This is a genomic window from Paenarthrobacter sp. NPDC056912 (assembly GCF_042786555.1).
Taxonomy (GTDB): domain Bacteria; phylum Actinomycetota; class Actinomycetes; order Actinomycetales; family Micrococcaceae; genus Arthrobacter.
This window is the reverse complement of record NZ_JBHUCD010000008.1, coordinates 134,825-154,799: the sequence shown is the minus strand read 5'-3', so window position 1 is coordinate 154,799 and position 19,975 is coordinate 134,825. Positions and strand designations below refer to the sequence as shown.

The following is a 19,975-nucleotide window of genomic DNA, read 5'->3' as shown; positions in this document are numbered from 1 at the left end:
GTCGCCAATTTTATTGACTCTACGCACTTCCCTTCGGCTCCATAAAAGGCCTGTACACACGAGACAAATGTCGACTTCCCCGCCCCCGAATGCCCGATTACAGCGATCCGGACCACGCCGCCTCCTCCCGCAGGTATTCATAGACGATTCCCACAATGTCCGTGTTTTCGATGTGGTGCTCCATGGATCGTTCATGTCTCCCGATGGTTGACACCGTGTAGGTGGCCCGGAGCCGAGGGTCGCCATCATTCGTCACGTGGGCACCTGAACGCAGTGGCGCGCCCCATGCGGACGAGGCCTCTGGAAGGTCCGCACGCGGGAGAACATCTGATCGGAACACCACGTACACCTCGTCACGGGGCGGATCGGCCGGAGAGACCGAGTTACCGTGGGCATCGGCGAAGGAGTGAACCGCCGGCACCCCTCTTTCGTCGACTGCTCCTAGCAGGATCCTCATGGCCGCTCCCAACGCGGTTCTTGCCTCGGCCTCATCGAGCCACCCGCCAGAGAGACCTCGGTGATTCGCCAGCAACAGTCCAGTCCCCGCCACGTGGTACCAGACATCGGACGCGTTAGGGTCCGCTTCGCCCGCCGCGTCCGACCGTGCGAAGCCGGCGTCCCTGAGCACCACGTTCGGCAGAAAGGTGTGTCGAATCGGGGCCATCCCATGATCGGCTGAGATGATCACGACATCCGGTGAGTTACGTTCAATAATGTGTGCCAGCCCGTCATCGAGCAATCGATAGGCACGTCTGATGACGTCCCATGCCACACTCTGGATGTCAGGATCCTGCGCGTCCAGGAGCCCGACTAGTTCGTGCCCGATGTCGTCTGCGACAGGTGCGTAGTAGACGGCGAGCTCGCCTAGGGGTGCATTCTCGAACGGACCCCACATCGTCCGGATGACAATCTCCGCAGCGTCAAGCAGGATGTCTTCCGCTTCACCGGTGCCCCCGTCCCCGATGCGTTTCCCGAAAACACCGGAGCGATAGAGCGCCCCCATTCCGTCCCCTAGGAAGGGGCCGAAATACCCTTCGGACGCCCGGGCCCGTTCCACGTCCGCGACCTGGCCCACGAATCGTGTTCGCCACATACCGGAGCGAACAACGACGAGCGTGCCGTCGGCGTGCCGATTCGTGCGGTACCACCGTCCCTGGCCTTCTTCGGTCCACACACTGCGCCATCGTCCATCGAGCGGAATCGACTCCTCGCCTTGGACGAGGAACAGCTGCCCGTCAGGGCGGCGGACTACGACGGCGTCTGGGCTGCCAGGGTCGGCGAACGGCAACTCTGAGCCAGTGCTTCCTTCGGGTATGGCGACCCATCCCTCGTCCGCCACGCGGGCGTTCAAGGCATCAGACGCCAATAATGTGGAATGCGGCACCGAACCATCGTTCGCGATGACCCATGGCGCGTGGACCGAAATCAGCGTGGATGGGAAGCCTTTCCTTTCCCAGACCGGCTTCACTCGGAGGAGGCCTTCAGTAAATCCCCGTATTGGGGACTTGCGCGTGGCCGGTTCCGGGCCGGGGACCCAGAAGCCCGCAATCCCATGTTCTGCGGGAGATTTGCCGGTAAGTAGAGTCGCCAGTCCGGTCGGCGTCTGACAGTTCGGACGTGGTGCTCCTGCACTGCCCCATCGACCGTTCTTCCGGAGGGCAGCCGTCGTGGGCAGAGAACCGTGCGCTACTAGCGCGTCGACGATCCACGCCGCCGCCCCGTCCCAGATGTGCCATAGCACTCTCATAGGCGAAGGCCTATCAAACGCACAGCCTCGCGGATTGTGTCGACCACGTGATCGGCCTCCGGCAAACATTGATCACCAGCCTGATCCGCGGCCTTGCCAGTTCGCACCTGGATGGATTCGAGGCCGGAATCTGCGGCCATCCGGATGTCACTCGACCGATCATCGCCAACGACAATAACTCGTCCAAATTCGTTCCGGCTACCTGCAGAAGCGATCGCGAGCTCAACGAAATCGACGCTCGGCTTGCCCAGAATCTGCGCCTGCACGCCGGTCGCGAACTCGAGGGCAGCGACGACGGCTCCTGTGTCGATGTGATCGCCGTCTGCTGCCCGGAAGTAGCGTCCCCGCTGCAACGCCAACAGATCTGCCCCATTTCTAATTGCGTCGAACGCCAGATCGAGTAGCTCGTAGTCGAGCACACCCCTGACATCACCGACGACCACGGCACCCGCAGATTCGCCGCGGACCAAAGCAGGCCGGACGACAGCTCCCAGTTCAGCACTGACCCCTTGGTTGACCAATAACACGGCGCGATCCAGGCCAGAGAGCCTCTTCGCGGCAGCAGCGACTGGCGTGAATACTTCGGCGATGTCGACGGAACCGAGCCCGTACGCTTCAAGTCGACGGGTGATGTCGACGGTGGGAGACGAATCTGTGTTTGTCATAAAACGGACCGTCGCAACCGACCTCATTGCAGCTACGGCCTCCTGCGCGCCGGGGATCAGCGAGCCCCGTTCGTAAAGTGTCCCGTCCAGATCACAGAGCACCAATGTTTCGTCAGACATATCGCTCCAAAAGTCGTCCGTCCGAGCTCACGGCATCCCGAAGAAAAGACAATTTCGAGTAGGTTCCCCGCTTCGACGAGAATCCTTTCTGATCGAGGAAGGATTCAAGCCAAAGCGCGACTTCTTCCATTTCGCTGACGATCTCTCCCTCGTCACGTCGCAATACCGACCTCGTCCGCAAGTACTCAAGTTCACACTGCATGAGTCGGTGTTCAGGTGCGTCTTCGATTGTGCACTCGTCAAAGAAGATCCCGTACACGTGACCTGTTCGGATGGATTCGAAATTGATGTCGTAGCGGACGCGCCGGAATGATGGCAGCGCTCGTGCGCTCAGACCCGTACTCTCGCGAATGTATGCCAAGAAATCCGGGATGTATTCGGTTTCACGAGACATTCGTTCGCCGCGCCGGAATGCGTCCTCTGCGAACCACTTCCTCTTCACTGTGTAGCCTCCGCCAACGAGCGGTATGAAGGAGATGTAACCCCGTTCTGACTCCGGCTCCTCGATGGCGTGCAAATGATTGCCATAGTCCCAGGTTTGAAATTCGTCCCGGTACTCCGGGACGAAACCCTGCAAGAAACCCGTACGGACCTCGTTATACAACTCGACAGTGGCCGTCCAGATGTCACCGCCGGAAAGGGTGTACTTGTGCTCGATCTCTTCGCCGCGGAAGTATCGCTCGTAATAGCACTGGTGGTTATTGAGGAAAAGTTGATGCTCGTTGTTCCTCCGTGCAATCGATTCAATCAGCGCTGGACTAACACCGCCATCCCAAGGGAACGGCGCGTCCGTTACTCGGATAAATATGGCGTCCTGGTCGGAGTACCGCAGGCGGGTGAACACATGCGCTTCTCCGTTCGATACGGGCATTACGATCGCTTGGGGTAGAAGTGGCCCTACGTATCCTCCCGCGGCTGAGAGATCTCGGAGTGCGCCTACCGGCAGCATCTGATCGAAGAGCTTGCCGAACGGTAGGCGAATGGTCCCAGCAGGCCCTATGACGGCGACCTCGGTCGACTCCGAAACACACCAGCGGACAAGGACCGTATTGGCGGGGGTGCCATCGATGAGAATCTCCGTATGTGCGGCCCGCGGTAGTTCGGACACGAGCACGCCCCATTGCAGGTCCTGCGGTCGCAGTCCGTCCACCATGCCTGGAGCACCAATAAGAAGCAGAGGGTTGGGTATCGTGGTCGTCACAGCGCGGTCACCGTCCCGTCTGCGATCAAGTGCTCGCCGACGCCGGCCGTCGTGGCTCCCACTACAGCGGGGACACCATGCTCTCGGAGGAGGATTCCTAGGTGTGACAGGCTGGATCCGCCGTCGAAGACGAACCCGGCGACGTCGGAGAGGAACACCGATAGGACTGCGAATGGTGACGTCGCTCTCACGATAGGTTGCCGTGTCGATGCCCGGATGACACGGGCGATTTCCTCAAGACCGGCATGTCCACTGAGGTCGGAGCTATGGTTGATGCTCACAGCCGGGCCCACTGAGAGTCGGGTCAGCACCTCATCGTAGCTGCGTAGGTCGACGAGGGGACCCCTTGCGGTACCGGGGGCAATCACGTTGAGTGCAACACTTAGTTCCGTTTGACCTGACCGTTGCTGCGAGTAGTCGGTGAAGAACAGTCCACCCGAAAGCTCGACCCATTCCAAAGCCGTAGAACCGTACTTCTCGGCCATCGCATCGCTGAAATCGCGGATCGCGGCTGCGTTCCTCTGGATTGCTACAGCGCTTGATTTAGGAACGCCTGCATCTGATTCAACAGTCCCGTCGTCGTAGAGGACCAGTGTGCTTGCAGCCGCGGTCCCACGGTTCAACGCGAGCAGGCCGTCCGTCGAGATCTCGACGACAACTTTCCCCGGAACTCTATGGGAGATGAATCCGGCGTCGCCGCGTACAAACTCGCGGATGACCGCTTGGGCGAAAGCGCCCTCCGGGCGACCGTGGAGCGCTTGAGTCAGCACATGTGCGAGTCGTTCCTCCGGCTCGATGATCTGCCGAATGGTAGCGCCAAGGTCAGCGACAAATTCCGGAGCGCCTGTGCCTAGGATCATGTCGAGAATGGATCCGGCTTCGATCGCCCGATCCAAGCCAGCTTGGTTGTAGCGAAGAACTGCTCCGTTGCCGGTTCGAAGTCCGTGGGACTTTGCAAGGGCGTGGGCCGGACCGCGTTTCGTCACATAGGACGCATAGATGGGTGCGACGTCGCCCAGCGAGAAGCCTGGGACGTCCTCGCCATATAACCGAGCAGCGTCGAAGACTGGCATGTCGCTCGACTTGTCCGCGTCGAGTGCTCGCGTTACGGGGCGCGCCTGAAGAAGCCACGTTCCTTCATCGTCCTCTGCCCATTCGAGATCAACTTCATGGGCGTGGACGTCACGTACTTGTCGTGCCAAGTCGACGACATTGGAGTGGTCACCGCCAAGGTCACCGCCGCAGATCTCGGCTGATGTCCCTGCGACGATTCCTGCCATGAGCGCGTCGCCAAGGCCATTGACAGCACTTATCCGGACTAGGTCACCCTCGTCTGCAGTGAACGCGACGCCGGCACGGCGCGGTTTGACCATAACCTGAATGAAAAGGGCAAGTTCCGATCGTGCTTCGAAGTCGTGCTCCCGTACACGAGCTGCGACCGCAGGCGCTGAATACCACGAGCGCCAGACTGTTTCGACAGCGGCGAGGACCTCGTCATCACTGGACAGATCGAGTATTGACGCGAACACTCCGGCTCCGCTGACAGCAGTGCCGTCCTCACGAAGCGAGGATGAGCGAACCGCGAAACGGACCGGCTTCCCCGACTGACGCAGTTCTCGGAGTGCGGTCAGGATCAAGTCCCGTGAGTCGGACGTCAAATGGAACTGCGAAGCAGCTCGCTCGAGTCGAGCCACGCCGTCGAGGAAGTAGGAGCCAACTGTAGCGCGGATGTCCTCCATCGCTGTCTCGATCTCGTCCCGCAGGCTCTGTTCAATCGACCGCTCCAGAAAGGAGAGCGGTACAGAAAATGCTGGAGGGACCGGGAACTGCCGCGACAGAACCGATAGTGTCGCGAACTTCCCGCCGACATCCTCCGGGTCGACATCAGCGCCGAGACGAGGAAGAGAATTTCGGCTCTCGTGTTTATGCACGTCGAGGTGGATGTCGCTGCTGCGTGGCCCCTTCGCATCTTGATATTTTCCGTCGTACAAGTCGATCTCCCCCTCTGTACACCACCACATCATTTGGCCGATGGACATACCGGGATACACCCGAACTCGCTGGGCAGTGTAAAGCTGCAGAGTCCACTGCCCGACGAACCCGATATCGCCCAGCGAGGCCGAAAGGTTGATGAAAACCCCGAGGCGCGCTACGGAGGAGCGCGCGGCGAAGGTTGGAGCATAGACGTGCCCTCCGAGCCGTTCGCGAGTGTGCGCGAGATAGAGCCGCCCAGGTTCGAGTACAAATCCCTCCTCGCCGATTGTGAACTCATGGAACCTACTGGCCACCCTCGGGTCGAGGACATCGCTGTCGTAGACGCGCAAGGTAGATCCGAGAGTGAAGTTATAGCTATTCGGGTTCACATTCGCTGGAGAGAACGGTGCTATCACGATGTCGCCCTCTGCGACTGCAGTAGCAATCTGGGGTCCGGTCAGGATCATTGATTTCCCTTACAAATAGGCTTTTACAAACAATCGTTAATAAGCTTCGGATCATGAGCATCGCATCGAGGAGTGGGTTCGGATTCGCGTTCCTCACTCGTTCGGCTGTGAAATCAGCGTGGAGCGAGCGGTCGAACGCCAACCCGTCGTACCCGACGGTCGTGTCGATCACACGAGCTCCCGGTCGCACAGCTGCGTCATCCTGCTCACAAGCTGGTCCTCGTCCTTAGCGAACACGAGCGTGCCCCCAATGGTGTCCATTGAGTCCTGAGCCGTTCCTGCGTCTCGATCCTTCTTCCAGTACCTGGATGTCCATGCCGGGAGGTCTTCCATGGGTGGAGGAGTTGACCGTGTCCACAGGACGAAACCTACACACGCGGACCGGGAGATCTCGGATTTGGCGCCAACCAAACCGGCGGCAAGGAGATACCCTTCTCGCGACAGATCTGCACTGAATGCTTCCTGTACGGCGGCCTTGATCATTCCCCCGCCCAGTCGGCAGGCCACTTCGCCGGCCACGAAGCCCATCGCAGGGTGTCGGTAGACCTCGAAGTGAAGGATCGTTACTCCGCTGTTGGGCGGAAGTGCCGCAACCAGCCGTTCGGTCATTGCCCGAAGTTCGTCATAGCTGCTACTGCCGAGGTCAATCATCACGGAGGCCACGTCGTGTTCAGCAAAAGTATGCGGCGGGTGAAGATAACGCGAAGGAGAGAACAGCCGGATGGTGCGGTCGTCCAGCAGCACATCTATGTGGAAGACCTCACCCGGAGTGTACTGTTCGGCCATCAGGCGTCCCGAAGCAACGTCGTCCAGGAATGACGGTTGAGAGGCGGCATGGCCACGAATCTCTTCGACGGATTGTAAGCGGATGATCCCGCGCGAGGCTGAGGATGCCCGCGGCTTGACAATGACGTCGCCGAATCGCTCGATCGCTCCGAGGAGGTCGGTCAGGGAGTCGATAGCCTGCCACCTCACTGCTTGGATTTGGGCGCGTTCGAAAAGCGCCTTCATGGCGACCTTGTCCCTGAATTCACGAGCGAGCCAAGCAGGGGTACCAGGAAGGGCGAGAAGCGTCCGCACCGCGGCCGCACGGACTACATCATCTTCCGCGTTGCTCGCAATCAACGAAGGTTGGAAGGACTCGGCTGCGGCTACAATCGACGCAGTTGAGCCCGCGCCGAAGTAGTCGTCGAGCGTCACCCAGACAGCCGGCGAATCCTCATCGGGCGGCAGCCGACGCGAATCGATTCCTGTCACGATCATCACCTCCGTGTCGGGCGATGCTGCGAGAATCCACTCGTCGATAGGTGAGGTCGAAGATGGTTGCTGAAGCACCATAATTCGATTCATCGTTCAATAACTTCCTTTCTTGTAAGTGCGGGCGGCCGAGCGAATGCTCCAACTGGTTTGTCCTGTTGGGCCGCCGATCCCTCGTCCAGGACTGGTGCACGAAGCACTATGTGCCTGATCACAAATCCAACAACCAAGAACGCCACCCCGAGGACAGCCCAGGGCCAGGGACTGCCAGCGGCCACGATCATCGAGAACATCATGGGCGAAAGCATTGCGCCGAGGTCCTGACCGGCGTTGAAGACGCCTTGGTACTCGCCTATCCGAGATTCCGGTGACATCTCAAAGCTGAATGTCCAGCCCGCACTCGCCTGGAGGAGTTCGGCAACAACGTGGACGACGGCGAAGAAGAGCAGAAGGATGATGGTTACCACCCCACTCGAGAAGCTGCTGGCCGCCAGTATCACGCAGGACGCTGCGAGCACGAGGCCGGCCCCACGGGCGGCGCGCGTCGCGGACTCAATGTCCTTGACTAGTCGAGTGGCCGGTACCTGGAATAGGACCACGCCTAGTGTGTTAATAACGATAATCACGGCCACTATCCACAGTGGAGCATCAGTCTGACGATCTACCCACAGAGGTATCGCGATATTGATAATCCCGGAATGGAGTAATAGGACGGCATTGAGGGCGGTGACTGCCAGGAATGGGATGTTCCCGAAAGCAGCAGCCTCGCTGCCCTCGCGGCCCGTCGACCGGCTTACATCGGCGTCCGAGTGAACGTTTCGGGCGTGGCTCTCTGTCCTGCACGACCAGATGAAAGCGCCCGAAATCAGGAAGGTCGTGGCTATGACGAGCATCGCGACCGTATAGGGCGCAGTGCTTTCGCTAGTCAGGACGAGCGCGCCTACTCCTGCACCAACTGCCGCAGCCGCATTGGTTAGTGCACGGATGCGTGCGCGGTATTCAACACGGCCGGCTCTTTCGACGAGCAAAGCGATAAACTTCCCGCGGACCGCTGCGGCACCGCGCTGGGCGGCGGTTACGCTACAGAGCAATATCGCGAAGCCAATGACACCCGGAATTAGGGCGTACATCGCCGTGCCGCACGCCTGGGTCAGCATTAGCACAACGTAGAGACCTCGTACCGGCACGCGATCAGAGAGCTTGCCGAGCCACGCCCCCATACCAAGCCCAACGACAGCCGCCACTGTACTCACGATCCCGAAGGTAAGTAAGGGCACACCAGCGACCCGAGTGAAGAACAGCACAGCTATTGTCGCAGCGGCTCCCTGCCCAAGGGATACGACAAACATTGCTACCGCGAACATACGCTTGGACGCATTGACAGCTGTCCCTAACCGAACAGAACCAATGCTCGGAGAAAAGGTCGGCACCAAATCAACAGGACGATTCTGCTTATTCTTCATTTTGAGATACTAAATGATTAATTTTCTAAATTTCAAATCTTTGTAGGATTCGCCTTGAAACGGATTTGACGTAATCGTGACGCGAATTCCCGATTAAATTTGGTTCGTTACCAAATAGATATGCAAGACGACGAATGAAGAACCGTAGGATCTGCCCGTTTTCCCGGGCGGTTTCTAGCGGTTAAACAGGACCATTCTGATCATCTTATTGGGGGCGCAGAAGTCGAATCTTGGCGGGGTCTGCCATTGAGTTCGGGGGCGACGTAATCGAGGTCTGCTTGGCTGTAGGTGCTCAGGTCTGTGTTGGTGTTGTAGTTCGAGCGGAGTTGCCATGGTGAGCGGGGAGCGCAGAAGTAGATATCGATATCGGCTGCGACCAGCACTTCCGTGTGCCTGCGCATCTCGGCGCCCTTCCCGGGTCAGCGAGAGCCTCCGCGACCAGGTCTCCCTCCCAGTTCCCTGGCCGCCCGGTCTTAGACCTCGGCGGGTGGCGATCATGACCTTGTCCGGGATTCTGCCGCGGCGTTCGTCCGGGCGGCGTTGGTCTTTGGGCAGGGCCGGCTGGCACGCAGGTTCTTGACCAGTTCCCCGTTCAGTCCACCCCGCTCAAGGTTTGGTTGCTGCTGAGCTTAGCGCTCTTGTGCCGGGCCGCCTTGGCCCTGAGCGCGTGTATGGGCGGTCGTCGCCCGGTAGCGCTAGACCTCATCAGCATTCCGCCGAAGTTCCCGTGGGATCGTCGACGGCGACCGGCCTAAACGTCTGGCGATCTCCCGCACGGATTCCATGCCGCTGAGCAAAGAGATCTGTTTTCGTTCATCAAAGGACAGGGAACGGCCGGTCAGGGTCCTGCCCATGCGGGGCCAGCCCCCTCCCGAGGACTTCAACTTACGTCGGACCGTTGTAACGGACACCCTACGGACGCGCCAGCGTCGTCGAATCGGGCACCGTCGGCAACTTGCTGCCAGGACGACTGAACAACGTCAGCGACCAAACGACTCGAGAACTTCACCATGTTAATTGACACCCTTCAATAATCATGTTTTTCGATCGCCGCATGACTCCGAGGCCTCGTAAACGCGCGCAACTGCGGCTCTGTTGGCTTATTCGAGAATTGTCTGCTTGGTCTCCGGGGCAAAGAAAGCCATCCACAGCACGGACAGCAGCACCAGGCCACCTGCCATGGCGAACGACTGCGCCAGCCCGAACTCCGGCCAGAAGAACGACGCGAACACCAGCGGACCGAAGCCTGCGCCGATGCGGGAGAACGTGGAAGCCCAGCCAAAGCCCGAGCCTCGAAGTTCGGTGGGATACAGCTCGGACACATAGGCATAGAGGACCGGGATGGCCACCTGGACCACGAATCCGAAGACCAGCAGCCAGAACACGGCAGCGGAGGGAACATCCACCACGAAAGCCACGATCACCAGCGTCAGTGCGGACAGTGGACCGGTGACGGCAAGGATCCACTTGCGGCCCACCCGTTCCACCAGCAGGGCGGCGACCACGACGCCCAAGAGTCCGACGGCGGCCATGCTCGCCGTCGTGACGAACGCCTTGTACTCCTCGAAGCCGGCGCCAATGAGAATCCGCGGCATCCACGTCAAGGACAAGTAGTAGACCAGCAGGATGCTGAAGAACAGGGCCCAGGCCGCCGTGGTGATCTTCCAATTGAAGGTCCAGACGTTCCGCAACTGCGTCCATGCACTACCCGCGGAGAGCCGGGGCGCGGCCTGCGGTTCCGGCAGGCTGTACGCCCGTGGGGAAGCGCCGGTGGCTTCCACCAAACTGTCAATGACGGCGGCAGCCTCAGCGCGCCGTCCCTTGCGGATCAAGAACATGGGGGACTCGGGGACGCTGCGCCGAACCCAGAAAACGAGCAACGCGGGAAGCACCATGACCAGCATCGTGAGGCGCCAGTCGCCGAAGGCCGCCACAAGACCGGCCGAGATGAAGCCGCACAGGGCAGCGCCGATCGGCCACCATCCGTCCATGGCCGTGAGGACCTTGCCCCTTTGCTTGCGCGGCGTGAACTCACCCACCAGCGCGTAGTCGACGGGAATGCAGCCGCCCAAGCCGAAGCCGGCCATGAAACGGAAGATGCAGAACCACACGATGTCCGGGGCGAAGGCGCCGAGAACCGTGAAGATGCTGAAGATCAGGAGGGTGGCTGTGAACGCCTTCTTGCGCCCGATGGTGTCGGCGATGGTGCCCCACGTAAACGCGCCCACGGCCATGCCGATCAGGTTGGCCGTACCGATCCACGCAGCGTCGGCGGGCTGCAGGGACCAGTGCTTGGACAGGAGCGGAATCAGGATGCCATTGAGGGTGACATCCCAGGCGTCGAACATGAACCCCAGGCCGCCGATCACGAAGATTCTGCCTTGGACCTTCCACCGCCACGGCAGTTCCTGCACAACTTGCTCGCCGCTGGGCACGGCTGTGTATGTATTCATTTGCCCTCCTGCATGCAACTTTATGCGCTGGGCACGGCACCGCTGTCCGGGTTACTTCTGGTTTTCGATGGCCCTTCGCAGGAAACCGCCGGCTTCTTCCAGGGCGCTCTTGGCCTGACCAGCCTCGATGCCCGTCAAGAGCACCAAAATGGCCGCCTTGACGGACCCGCCAACTGAGTCCAAAGCCGCCACTGCTACGTGCGCGTCCACGCCGGTTGCGTGCTGGACGGTCCGCTGCGAGCGGGCAAGCAGCTTCTCGTTCGTGGCGCGAAGGTCAACCATCAGGTTCCCGTAGGTCTTGCCGAGCTTCACCATCACCAGCGTGCTGATCATGTTGAGGACAAGTTTCTGGGCGGTGCCCGAATTCAGCCGCGTGGAGCCCGCGATGAACTCCGGCCCCACCGCAACCTCAATGGCGACGTCCGCTAAATGGCTCACCGCCGAGCCCTTGTTGCACGCCAGCGACGCCGTGAAGGCACCCCGCTTGCGGGCCTCTTCCAGCGCGCCGATCACGTACGGCGTACGGCCCGAGGCCGTAATACCCACAACCGCGTCCGCTTCGGTCACATTGATGTCGTGCAGATCGCGTGCGCCCGCGGTTGCGTTGTCCTCCGCATATTCCACCGGTTTCTGGATAGCCTGGACACCGCCGGCGATAAGTCCGACGACGAGTCCCGGTGGGGTGCCAAACGTCGGCGGGCACTCGCTAGCGTCGAGAACACCCAGCCGCCCGGCCGTTCCGGCTCCCACGTACAGTAGGCGACCACCGCGCTGGAGCCGCTCCGCAACGGCGTCGACGGTTTGCACGATCGCCGCGCTGGCGGCGTCGACGGCGGCATGTACCCCGGCAGTGTGGGCACTCATGGCCGCGACGAGTTCGTCAGTGCCCAGGATGTCCAACTCGCTGAGACCGTCAGTGGCAGCCTCAGTCTGTAAGCCGGCAAGTTCCGTGCGCAGGCCCGCGAGCTTGTCCGCGTCAGTGGGGCCGGTTTGTTCCGTCACGGTGGATGTACCTTTCCTGGAGGAGCCCGCGGCGCGTCGCAGCGAGGGCAGCGCCGTCCAAGCCATCGCCGAGCGGGGCCACCACCTCAATCCCAGCCGAAGCAAAGGACTTGCGCAAGAGTCCCGCGAAGAACCCGGAACTGACCACTCCGCCGAGGAGCGCCACGCGTGGCGCCGAACCGGAATCGCCACCTGCAGCCAGCTGAACGGTGTGGGTCAGGATGCGGCACGCCTCACTGATGATGCCATTCGCGACGGCGTCACCCGCCTCCGCTGCGCTGAGCACCGACGGCGCGAACCGGGCCATCGCCCTGTAGGGATTTTCCGACTCCGCGAGCCAACCCGGAAGCCTTTCCGGCGACTCGACCAAAGCGGCAGCCGCAGCTGACAACGACGTTGCCGGGCCGCCGTCGTACGCTTCAAGAACAGCCTGAAGGCCTTGCTGACCGATCCACCGTCCGCTGCCGCGATCGCCAAGGTAGGGACCCCAGCCATCGGCCCGGTGGAGGACACCAGCGTCGTCGAAACGGAAGGCCACGGCGCCTGTGCCAACAATCAGGGTGGTGCCAGGTGCGCCTTGCAGTGCTCCGAGTTGGGCGGCCGTGGCATCGGAGAGCACCGCTGCCGGGACGCTGAAGCGTTGGGCAAGCATCACAGCGAGCTCCCGTGACTTTTCCGCAGAGGCTTCGACGCCGGCCACGGCAGCGCCGATTCCTGTGAGCGAGTCGAGGGGGAGCCCGGGCGGCAACTGACTGACGGTCTCGAGCAGGAGGTCGAACGCGAGAGCGGGTCCGTTGTCCACGTGAACCCCGGGGAAGCCGTGCTGGTCGGCGGCGCCCAGCAACTCGGAACCCCTGCGCAATTCCACGCGGCAGCGGCTCTTCCCTACATCGGCAATAAGAACGACATCGTTGCGGGCTTCCATGGCTCAACCCTATGTTGCGTGCGTGTCGTTGTGGGGCCCGCTTTGCGTGCCATTGTTTGGATATCGGGCGCAAACCGGGCCTCACAACGGTTTGTGGAGGAGGGGTCGCCCCGGCGCTAAGGGGCGAATCTGTGGATAACCGAATGTTGAATATCGTTTTTCGGGAGCATGGTTGAATGCGGAACCCGACACCTTTGCCAGCCTCCCTCGATCCTCGTGGCTTCCTCGTGGAAAACGCCTACGCCGCGGGAGTCCCGCGATGGCGCCTTCAGACTGGCGACCTCATCACGCCCAGCAGGGGCATACGAGTGCCAAGAACCGGCGAGCCTGACCTCGAGTTGCTAGGCCGGTTGCACTCCTCCGTGACGCCACGCTGCGCCGTGAGCCATGTGACCGCTGCGCTTCTGTGGTCCATTCCGCTGCCCCTTTATCTGGAAGAGGAAGGCCGCAATGGCCTGATCCACGTCACTCGACGCCAGGAGATAGGCCGCGTAAAACGTCGGGGAGTGGTTGGGCATCGGGCTCCGCTCCTGGCCAGGGATGTCCGGGTCTTCAAGGGCATCAACCTGACATCTCCGGAGTGGACGTGGGTGGATCTCTCACGACATATGGGGCGGGCTTCCCTCGTAGCCTCCGGCGACTACTTGTTGGCGCGGGAGAATCCGCTCGCTTCCATCGATGCCATCCAGGAAGTCATTGATCGACGCCCCAAGGTTAAGGGAATTCGGATGGCACGAGAGGTCTTGCCGCTGTTGCGCTCAGGTGTGGACTCCCCGCAAGAGTCCCGCTTGCGTGTGAAGATTGACGACGCCGGCCTGCCCGAGCCGGCGGTTACCCAACCGATCTTCAACGAGCGTGGAATCTACATATCCACGCCCGACCTGCAGTACAAGGAGTACAAGATCGCTCTCGAATATGAGGGTGACCATCATCGGAGTGACCCGGTGCAATGGGGTAAGGGACATTGAGCGTGATGATCGGCTCCGAGCCATGGGGTGGATCGTGCTGAAGTTCTCACAGGTCCAGATGAATGCTGGCTGGGCACATTCCGAGCGGAAGATCAGGGATGCCCTGAGTTCGCGTGGGTGGCTGCGACCGCCGTCGTGATTTGTGGGGCCCGGTGTGCGTCCCAAATCGGAACGATGGCGCGCATAGTGCGCCCTGCAACGGGGTGCCGAATTTGTGGGGTCTGGTGTGCGTCCCAAGTCGGAACGATGGCGCGCAGAGTGGGCCCCGCAATCCACGAGCGAGGACGCAAAACCGGCTCGGCAACGAAACACGATAAACTCTCCGTATCCCCACCACCCGCGACATTTACGCGAACTAAGACGGAGACTTTTGTGAGCTTGACGCAGCTTGACCGTGTTCCCATCCGCCGTGCACTGATCTCGGTTTACGACAAGACGGGACTGGAGGAGCTCGCGAAGGGCCTGCACGCAGCAGGCGTCGCCATTGTTTCCACCGGCTCCACCGCCAAGAAGATCGCCGCCGCAGGCATCCCGGTCAAGGAAGTCGAAGAAGTCACCGGCTCCCCGGAAATGCTGGACGGCCGCGTCAAGACCCTGCACCCCCGCGTGCACGGCGGCATCCTGGCCGACCGTCGCGTCCAGGCCCACATGGACACCCTTGCCGGCATGGAGATCGAAACGTTCGACCTCGTGGTGGTGAATCTGTACCCGTTTGTTGAGACCGTGAAGTCCGGCGCAGCGCAGGATGACGTCGTTGAGCAGATCGACATCGGAGGCCCCGCCATGGTGCGTTCGGCCGCGAAGAACCACGCCGCCGTCGCCATCGTCACGGACCCGCACTTCTACGGCGCAGTTGTGGACGCCGCAGCCCACGGCGGCTTCGACCTGAACACCCGTCGCCGCCTGGCCGCCAAGGCCTTCGCTCACACGGCCAGCTACGACAATGCCGTTGCCACCTGGACTGCAACCCAGTTCCTGGACGAAGACGGCGACGGCGTCATCGACTGGCCCGCGTACGCAGGTCTCGCCCTGGAGCGCTCCGAGGTCCTCCGCTACGGCGAAAACCCGCACCAGCAGGCCGCGCTCTACGTCGACAAGGCCGCTCCGGCGGGCATCGCCCAGGCCGACCAGCTGCACGGCAAGGCTATGAGCTACAACAACTTCGTCGACGCCGATGCCGCCCTCCGCGCAGCGTTCGACTTCGCTGAGCCCGCAGTCGCGATCATCAAGCACGCCAACCCGTGCGGTGTGGCTGTCGGTTCCGCCGACGCTGCCGACCCGATCGCCGACGCCCACGCCAAGGCCCACGCCTGCGACCCCGTCTCCGCTTTCGGCGGCGTCATTGCCGCGAACCGCACGGTCACCGCCGGAATGGCACAGACCGTTGCGGGCATCTTCACCGAAGTTGTCATCGCACCGGACTTCGAGCCGGAAGCCGTGGAGATCCTCTCCAAGAAGAAGAACATCCGCCTGCTCGCCCTGCCCGAGGGCTACGGCCGCTACCCGGCTGAAATGCGCCAGGTTTCCGGTGGCGTGCTGGTCCAGATGTCCGACAAGGTGGACGCCGACGGCGACAACCCCGCCAACTGGACCCTCGCAGCCGGCGAAGCCGCCGATGACGCAACCCTCGCGGACCTCGCCTTCGCCTGGACCGCCTGCCGCGCAGCCAAGTCGAACGCCATCCTGATCGCCAACCACGGTGCCGCAGTGGGCATCGGCATGGGCCAGGTCAACCGCCTGGACTCCTGCCGCCTTGCCGTCGAGCGCGCCAACACTTTGGGCGTGACGGTGGAGTCCGACGTCGAAGGTGCTGGCGGCGCGTCCAACGCCGACGCGAGCGACGCCCCTGAGCGCGCACGCGGTGCCGTTGCAGCCTCGGATGCGTTCTTCCCGTTCGCTGACGGCCTGCAGATCCTGATCGACGCCGGTGTCCGCGCCGTGGTCCAGCCTGGCGGCTCGGTCCGCGACGAGGAAGTCATCGCCGCAGCCAACGCTGCCGGCATCACGATGTACTTCACCGGCGCACGCCACTTCTTCCACTAGAAGATCTCCCTGCACCACAACGCAACGGCGGCCGCCCCCGGAAGGGGACGGCCGCCGTCGTATTTAACAGGGACTTGCTAATTCGGTTACGAAGCCGCCGCGGTGTTGTAGGTGGATTGGATCACGGTGCCCCAGTAAGGCCCGTACATGGTGGAGGAGTTGCTGCCGTAGCCGTAGCTGTTCACGGAGTTTTGGTAGCCGCTGGAGCTGTTGCCGATGAACCACGGACCGCCCGAGGAACCACCGGTCATGTTGCAGGGGATGCCCTGGCTGTTGAACTGCGGGTTGTAGGGATCGTTGGTGGCCGTGCCGGAGCAGCTCTTGAGCGATTCACCGTTGAACGGAGCAGCTGCCGGGTACCCGAAGGACTTGTAGCTCAGGCCGCGTGCAGCGTTGAACTGAACGCCGGAGGAGCCTACGACGTCGGCGAGCTTCTGGCCGTTGAGCGTGTTCACAACGGCGAAGGCGGTGTCGTACTGCATGTTGCCGTTGGAGGCCCACTGGGTGGGGGAGTACAGCGCCTTTGCCGTCCACTTCCCGTAGGGTGCTGCGCCGTTGAGGTAGGCCGGCACGAAGACGAAGTTCGTCGCGTAGGCGCCGGGACCCTCGTTGACGCAGTGGCCGGCGGTGGAGACCGTGCTCTTGTTGGCCGCAGTCACGGAGTTGCCGGAGCAGACGTAGTTGGAGCCACCCAGGGTGAAGAAGATCTTGCCGATGTGCTTGACCGGCGTCTCGCTCTGGTTGACCTTGAGGTTGATGGCCTTGGAATCCGGGGCGGCCTGCTGGCCCGCGATGCTGCTCACGGCGCCCGGGGCTTCAGTGACCGGGGCTTTGCCGAGGTTGAGGAGCTTGCCGCGGTCCAGTGCCTTGCTGGCGAGGACATCGCCGGACGTGGCGTTCTTCATGCGTTCCGGCGTCCAGTAGTCTGCAGCTCCGCTATCGCTTGCTACATGGCTGCTGACTGCAGCGCCGCTGGAGTCCGCGTCCTTGACGGGGGCCGCATTGGCGCTGGTGGTTCCGACCAGCGCCAGGATTGCGGCAGCGGACAGACTCAGCAGGCTTGTGGCCAGGGTCTTGGTTTTTGTCACGTTGTTCCTACCTATCGAGGGAGTGAGGCGGCCAGTGATGGCGACCGCCGACTGACGGAATTGAAGGTATCCAACGTATGACAAGTTTGTAAAGAGATGTTTCGTAGTTTGTGATATTTTGCTGTCACTTCTTGTCGAGCGGTTCAGGACCCAAGCGCACGACGTCGGCAGGCAACAGCGGTGGTCAGGTCGCCGTCGGGCGTTGCTTCCTGTGGCGAGCGGTAACGGAACACGTGATCCCGGACACGAAGGGCCGCCAAAACGGTCTACTCGGGTAAGTTAGAGATGTTGAAATCTGCAGACTTTCAGGGAGAACCCCGCCAATGGCCAAGATTATCTATACCCACACAGACGAAGCGCCGATGCTGGCAACTTACTCATTCCTGCCGATTGTGGAAGCGTATGCCTCGACCGCAGGTGTGGAGGTGGAGACCCGCGACATTTCGCTGGCCGGCCGCATCATCGCCGTATTTGGCGATTTCCTGACCGAAGAGCAGCGCACAGGCAACGCCCTGGCTGAACTTGGTGAACTGGCAAAGCAGCCGGAAGCCAACATCATCAAGCTGCCCAACATCAGCGCCTCCGTGCCGCAGCTCAAGGCTGCCATCGCCGAGCTCCAGGCCCAGGGCTTCGCCCTCCCGGACTACCCGGACAACCCCTCCTCGGACACCGAGACGGATATCCGCTCGCGCTACGACAAGATCAAGGGTTCCGCAGTGAACCCGGTGCTGCGTGAAGGCAACTCTGACCGCCGCGCACCCCTGTCGGTAAAGAACTACGCCCGCCAGAACCCGCACTCCATGGGTGCCTGGACCGCCGAGTCCAAGACCAACGTTGCCACCATGGGCGAGAACGACTTCCGCTCGAACGAGAAGTCCGTTGTCCTCAAGGCCGACGATTCGCTGAGCATCCAGCTGGTCCGTGAAGACGGCACCGTCAAGGTCCTGAAGAAGGACTTCCCCGTCCTGGCCGACGAAGTCGTGGACGCTACCGTCCTGCGCGCCGACGCCTTGGATGAGTTCCTCGCAGCACAGGTTGTCCGCGCCAAGGAAGAGGGCATCCTCTTCTCCGCACACCTGAAGGCCACCATGATGAAGGTCTCGGACCCGATCATCTTCGGCCACGTCGTCAAGGCTTACTTCTCTGAGCTCTTCGACACCTACGGCAAGCAGCTGGCAGCCGCGGGCATCAGCCCCAACAACGGTCTCGCTGCGATCCTCAACGGCCTTGAAGACCTGCCGGAGGACGTCCGCGAAGGCGTCAAGGCAGCCATCACCAAGGGCCTTGAAGACGGCCCGGCGCTGGCCATGGTGGACTCGGACAAGGGCATCACCAGCTTGCACGTACCGTCGGACATCATCGTTGACGCCTCCATGCCGGCCATGATCCGTTCCTCCGGCCACATGTGGGGCCCGGACGGCAAGGAAGCTGACACCCTCGCAGTCATCCCGGACAGCTCCTACGCCGGTGTGTACCAGACCGTGCTGGACGACTGCCGCGCACACGGCGCGTTCGATCCCACCACCATGGGCACCGTTCCCAACGTAGGCCTCATGGCGCAGGCGGCCGAAGAATACGGCAGCCACGACAAGACCTTCGAAATCCAGGCAGCCGGCACCATCCAGCTCGTGGACAGCAAGGGCAACGTCCTGACCGAACACCAGGTCCAGCCGGGCGACATCTGGCGCGCATGCCAGACCAAGGATGTCCCGATCCGCGACTGGGTCAAGCTGGCCGTCACCCGTGCCCGCGCTTCGCAGACTCCGGCCGTTTTCTGGCTGGACAAGGGCCGCGCGCACGACGCCAACCTGATCGCCAAGGTCAACGAGTACCTCACGGAGCACGACACCGAGGGCCTGCAGATCGAGATCCTCTCCCCGGTTGAGGCCACGGCCTTCACCTTGGAGCGCATCCGCAAGGGCGAGGACACCATCTCCGTCACGGGCAACGTCCTCCGCGACTACCTCACGGACCTGTTCCCGATCCTGGAACTCGGTACCAGCGCCAAGATGCTCTCGGTGGTTCCGCTGATCAACGGCGGTGGCCTTTTCGAGACCGGCGCCGGTGGTTCCGCTCCCAAGCACGTCCAGCAGCTCGTGAAGGAAAACCACCTTCGCTGGGACAGCCTCGGTGAGTTCCTCGCCCTGGCCGTCAGCTTCGAACACCTGGCCACCACCACGGGTAACGCCCGCGCGCAGGTCCTGGCTGACACGCTGGACCGCGCCACGGGTACGTTCCTGCTGGAAAACAAGTCCCCGCGCCGCAGCGTGGGCGAGCTGGACAACCGTGGAAGCCACTTCTACCTGGCCACGTACTGGGCCCAGGAATTGGCCAAGCAGACCGAAGACGCCGAGCTGGCAGCTGCCTTTGCAGCCATCGCCGAGGCACTGACCTCCAACGAGGAAGTCATCGTCGGCGAGCTCGCAGCAGTCCAGGGTCCCGCCGTCGATCTGGGCGGCTACTACCGTCCGGACGCTGCCAAGGCCGCTGAGATCATGCGCCCGTCGGCTACGTTCAACAAGGTCCTCGCGACGCTTAGCTAATTCCCAACTGACTCGCAGTTGTGGTTGTTTTGAGAGCTCATAACAACCACAATTGCGAG

At 61.8% G+C, this 19,975-nt stretch carries 14 protein-coding genes and 1 pseudogene; 3 read left to right on the top strand and 12 right to left on the bottom strand.

What is annotated here, in order from left to right:
* Positions 1–97: 97 nt before the first annotated feature.
* The 11 genes and pseudogenes from ACFRJ9_RS11125 to ACFRJ9_RS11075 form a co-directional block, all read right to left on the bottom strand.
* A complete protein-coding gene (locus ACFRJ9_RS11125; protein WP_377667661.1) occupies positions 98–1,384 on the bottom strand; it encodes an alkaline phosphatase family protein in 1,287 nt (428 codons plus the stop codon).
* 144 nt (positions 1,385–1,528) lie between these two features.
* Positions 1,529–1,747 (bottom strand): annotated as a pseudogene (locus ACFRJ9_RS11120) (alkaline phosphatase family protein); the annotation flags it as partial.
* Positions 1,744–2,532, bottom strand: coding sequence for an HAD-IIA family hydrolase (locus tag ACFRJ9_RS11115; protein WP_377667510.1), 789 nt, complete (start codon positions 2,530–2,532; stop codon positions 1,744–1,746). The pseudogene ACFRJ9_RS11120 and the gene ACFRJ9_RS11115, both read right to left, overlap by 4 nt.
* Entirely contained in the window at positions 2,525–3,733 is a 1,209-nt protein-coding gene (locus tag ACFRJ9_RS11110) for a hypothetical protein (RefSeq protein ID WP_377667508.1), read from the bottom strand. The genes ACFRJ9_RS11115 and ACFRJ9_RS11110 overlap by 8 nt, the downstream gene beginning before the upstream one ends.
* Positions 3,730–6,174 carry a PEP/pyruvate-binding domain-containing protein gene (locus ACFRJ9_RS11105; protein ID WP_377667506.1) on the bottom strand — a complete coding sequence of 815 codons (2,445 nt, stop codon included), beginning with the start codon at positions 6,172–6,174 and terminating at the stop codon, positions 3,730–3,732. Before ACFRJ9_RS11105 ends, ACFRJ9_RS11110 begins: the two co-directional genes overlap by 4 nt.
* Positions 6,175–6,342: 168 nt before the next feature.
* A complete protein-coding gene (locus tag ACFRJ9_RS11100; RefSeq protein WP_377667504.1) occupies positions 6,343–7,524 on the bottom strand; it encodes an acetyl-CoA carboxylase biotin carboxylase subunit family protein in 1,182 nt (393 codons plus the stop codon).
* Positions 7,521–8,780, bottom strand: coding sequence for an MFS transporter (locus ACFRJ9_RS11095; RefSeq protein WP_377667502.1), 1,260 nt, complete (start codon positions 8,778–8,780; stop codon positions 7,521–7,523). The genes ACFRJ9_RS11100 and ACFRJ9_RS11095 overlap by 4 nt, the downstream gene beginning before the upstream one ends.
* 809 nt (positions 8,781–9,589) lie before the next feature.
* Positions 9,590–9,748, bottom strand: a complete 159-nt coding sequence (locus ACFRJ9_RS11090; protein ID WP_377667500.1) for a helix-turn-helix domain-containing protein — start codon at positions 9,746–9,748, stop codon at positions 9,590–9,592.
* A gap of 246 nt (positions 9,749–9,994) precedes the next feature.
* On the bottom strand, positions 9,995–11,347 hold the full coding sequence (locus ACFRJ9_RS11085; RefSeq protein ID WP_377667498.1) for an MFS transporter: 1,353 nt from the start codon (positions 11,345–11,347) through the stop codon (positions 9,995–9,997).
* A 51-nt stretch (positions 11,348–11,398) separates the two neighbouring features.
* Positions 11,399–12,349, bottom strand: coding sequence for an N-acetylmuramic acid 6-phosphate etherase (murQ, locus tag ACFRJ9_RS11080; RefSeq protein ID WP_377667496.1), 951 nt, complete (start codon positions 12,347–12,349; stop codon positions 11,399–11,401).
* Positions 12,324–13,274, bottom strand: coding sequence for an N-acetylglucosamine kinase (locus ACFRJ9_RS11075; protein WP_377667494.1), 951 nt, complete (start codon positions 13,272–13,274; stop codon positions 12,324–12,326). The genes murQ and ACFRJ9_RS11075 overlap by 26 nt, the downstream gene beginning before the upstream one ends.
* 176 nt (positions 13,275–13,450) lie before the next feature.
* Here ACFRJ9_RS11075 and ACFRJ9_RS11070 point away from each other — a divergent pair, with 176 nt between their 5' ends.
* Positions 13,451–14,242, top strand: a complete 792-nt coding sequence (locus ACFRJ9_RS11070; RefSeq protein ID WP_377667492.1) for a hypothetical protein — start codon at positions 13,451–13,453, stop codon at positions 14,240–14,242.
* Positions 14,243–14,614: 372 nt separating this feature from the next.
* Complete coding sequence (purH, locus tag ACFRJ9_RS11065; protein ID WP_377667490.1) at positions 14,615–16,285, top strand: bifunctional phosphoribosylaminoimidazolecarboxamide formyltransferase/IMP cyclohydrolase; 1,671 nt, start codon at positions 14,615–14,617, stop codon at positions 16,283–16,285.
* 86 nt (positions 16,286–16,371) lie between these two features.
* Here purH and ACFRJ9_RS11060 read toward each other — a convergent pair whose 3' ends face one another.
* Positions 16,372–17,373, bottom strand: a complete 1,002-nt coding sequence (locus tag ACFRJ9_RS11060) for a trypsin-like serine peptidase (RefSeq protein ID WP_377667488.1) — start codon at positions 17,371–17,373, stop codon at positions 16,372–16,374.
* Between the two features lie 323 nt (positions 17,374–17,696).
* Here ACFRJ9_RS11060 and ACFRJ9_RS11055 point away from each other — a divergent pair, with 323 nt between their 5' ends.
* Complete coding sequence (locus tag ACFRJ9_RS11055) at positions 17,697–19,916, top strand: NADP-dependent isocitrate dehydrogenase (RefSeq protein ID WP_377667486.1); 2,220 nt, start codon at positions 17,697–17,699, stop codon at positions 19,914–19,916.
* The last annotated feature ends 59 nt before the right edge of the window (positions 19,917–19,975 follow it).

Excerpts from the sequence above, each read along its gene's own strand:
- ACFRJ9_RS11105 (WP_377667506.1), bottom strand. The coding sequence starts at position 6,174 with ATGATCCTGACCGGACCCCAGATTGCTACTGCAGTCGCAGAGGGCGAC.
- ACFRJ9_RS11115 (WP_377667510.1), bottom strand. The coding sequence starts at position 2,532 with ATGTCTGACGAAACATTGGTGCTCTGTGATCTGGACGGGACACTTTAC.
- ACFRJ9_RS11070 (WP_377667492.1), top strand. The coding sequence starts at position 13,451 with ATGCGGAACCCGACACCTTTGCCAGCCTCCCTCGATCCTCGTGGCTTC.
- ACFRJ9_RS11075 (WP_377667494.1), bottom strand. The coding sequence starts at position 13,274 with ATGGAAGCCCGCAACGATGTCGTTCTTATTGCCGATGTAGGGAAGAGC.
- ACFRJ9_RS11085 (WP_377667498.1), bottom strand. The coding sequence starts at position 11,347 with ATGAATACATACACAGCCGTGCCCAGCGGCGAGCAAGTTGTGCAGGAA.
- ACFRJ9_RS11090 (WP_377667500.1), bottom strand. The coding sequence starts at position 9,748 with ATGGGCAGGACCCTGACCGGCCGTTCCCTGTCCTTTGATGAACGAAAA.
- ACFRJ9_RS11100 (WP_377667504.1), bottom strand. The coding sequence starts at position 7,524 with ATGAATCGAATTATGGTGCTTCAGCAACCATCTTCGACCTCACCTATC.
- ACFRJ9_RS11055 (WP_377667486.1), top strand. The coding sequence starts at position 17,697 with ATGGCCAAGATTATCTATACCCACACAGACGAAGCGCCGATGCTGGCA.
- ACFRJ9_RS11095 (WP_377667502.1), bottom strand. The coding sequence starts at position 8,780 with ATGTTTGTCGTATCCCTTGGGCAGGGAGCCGCTGCGACAATAGCTGTG.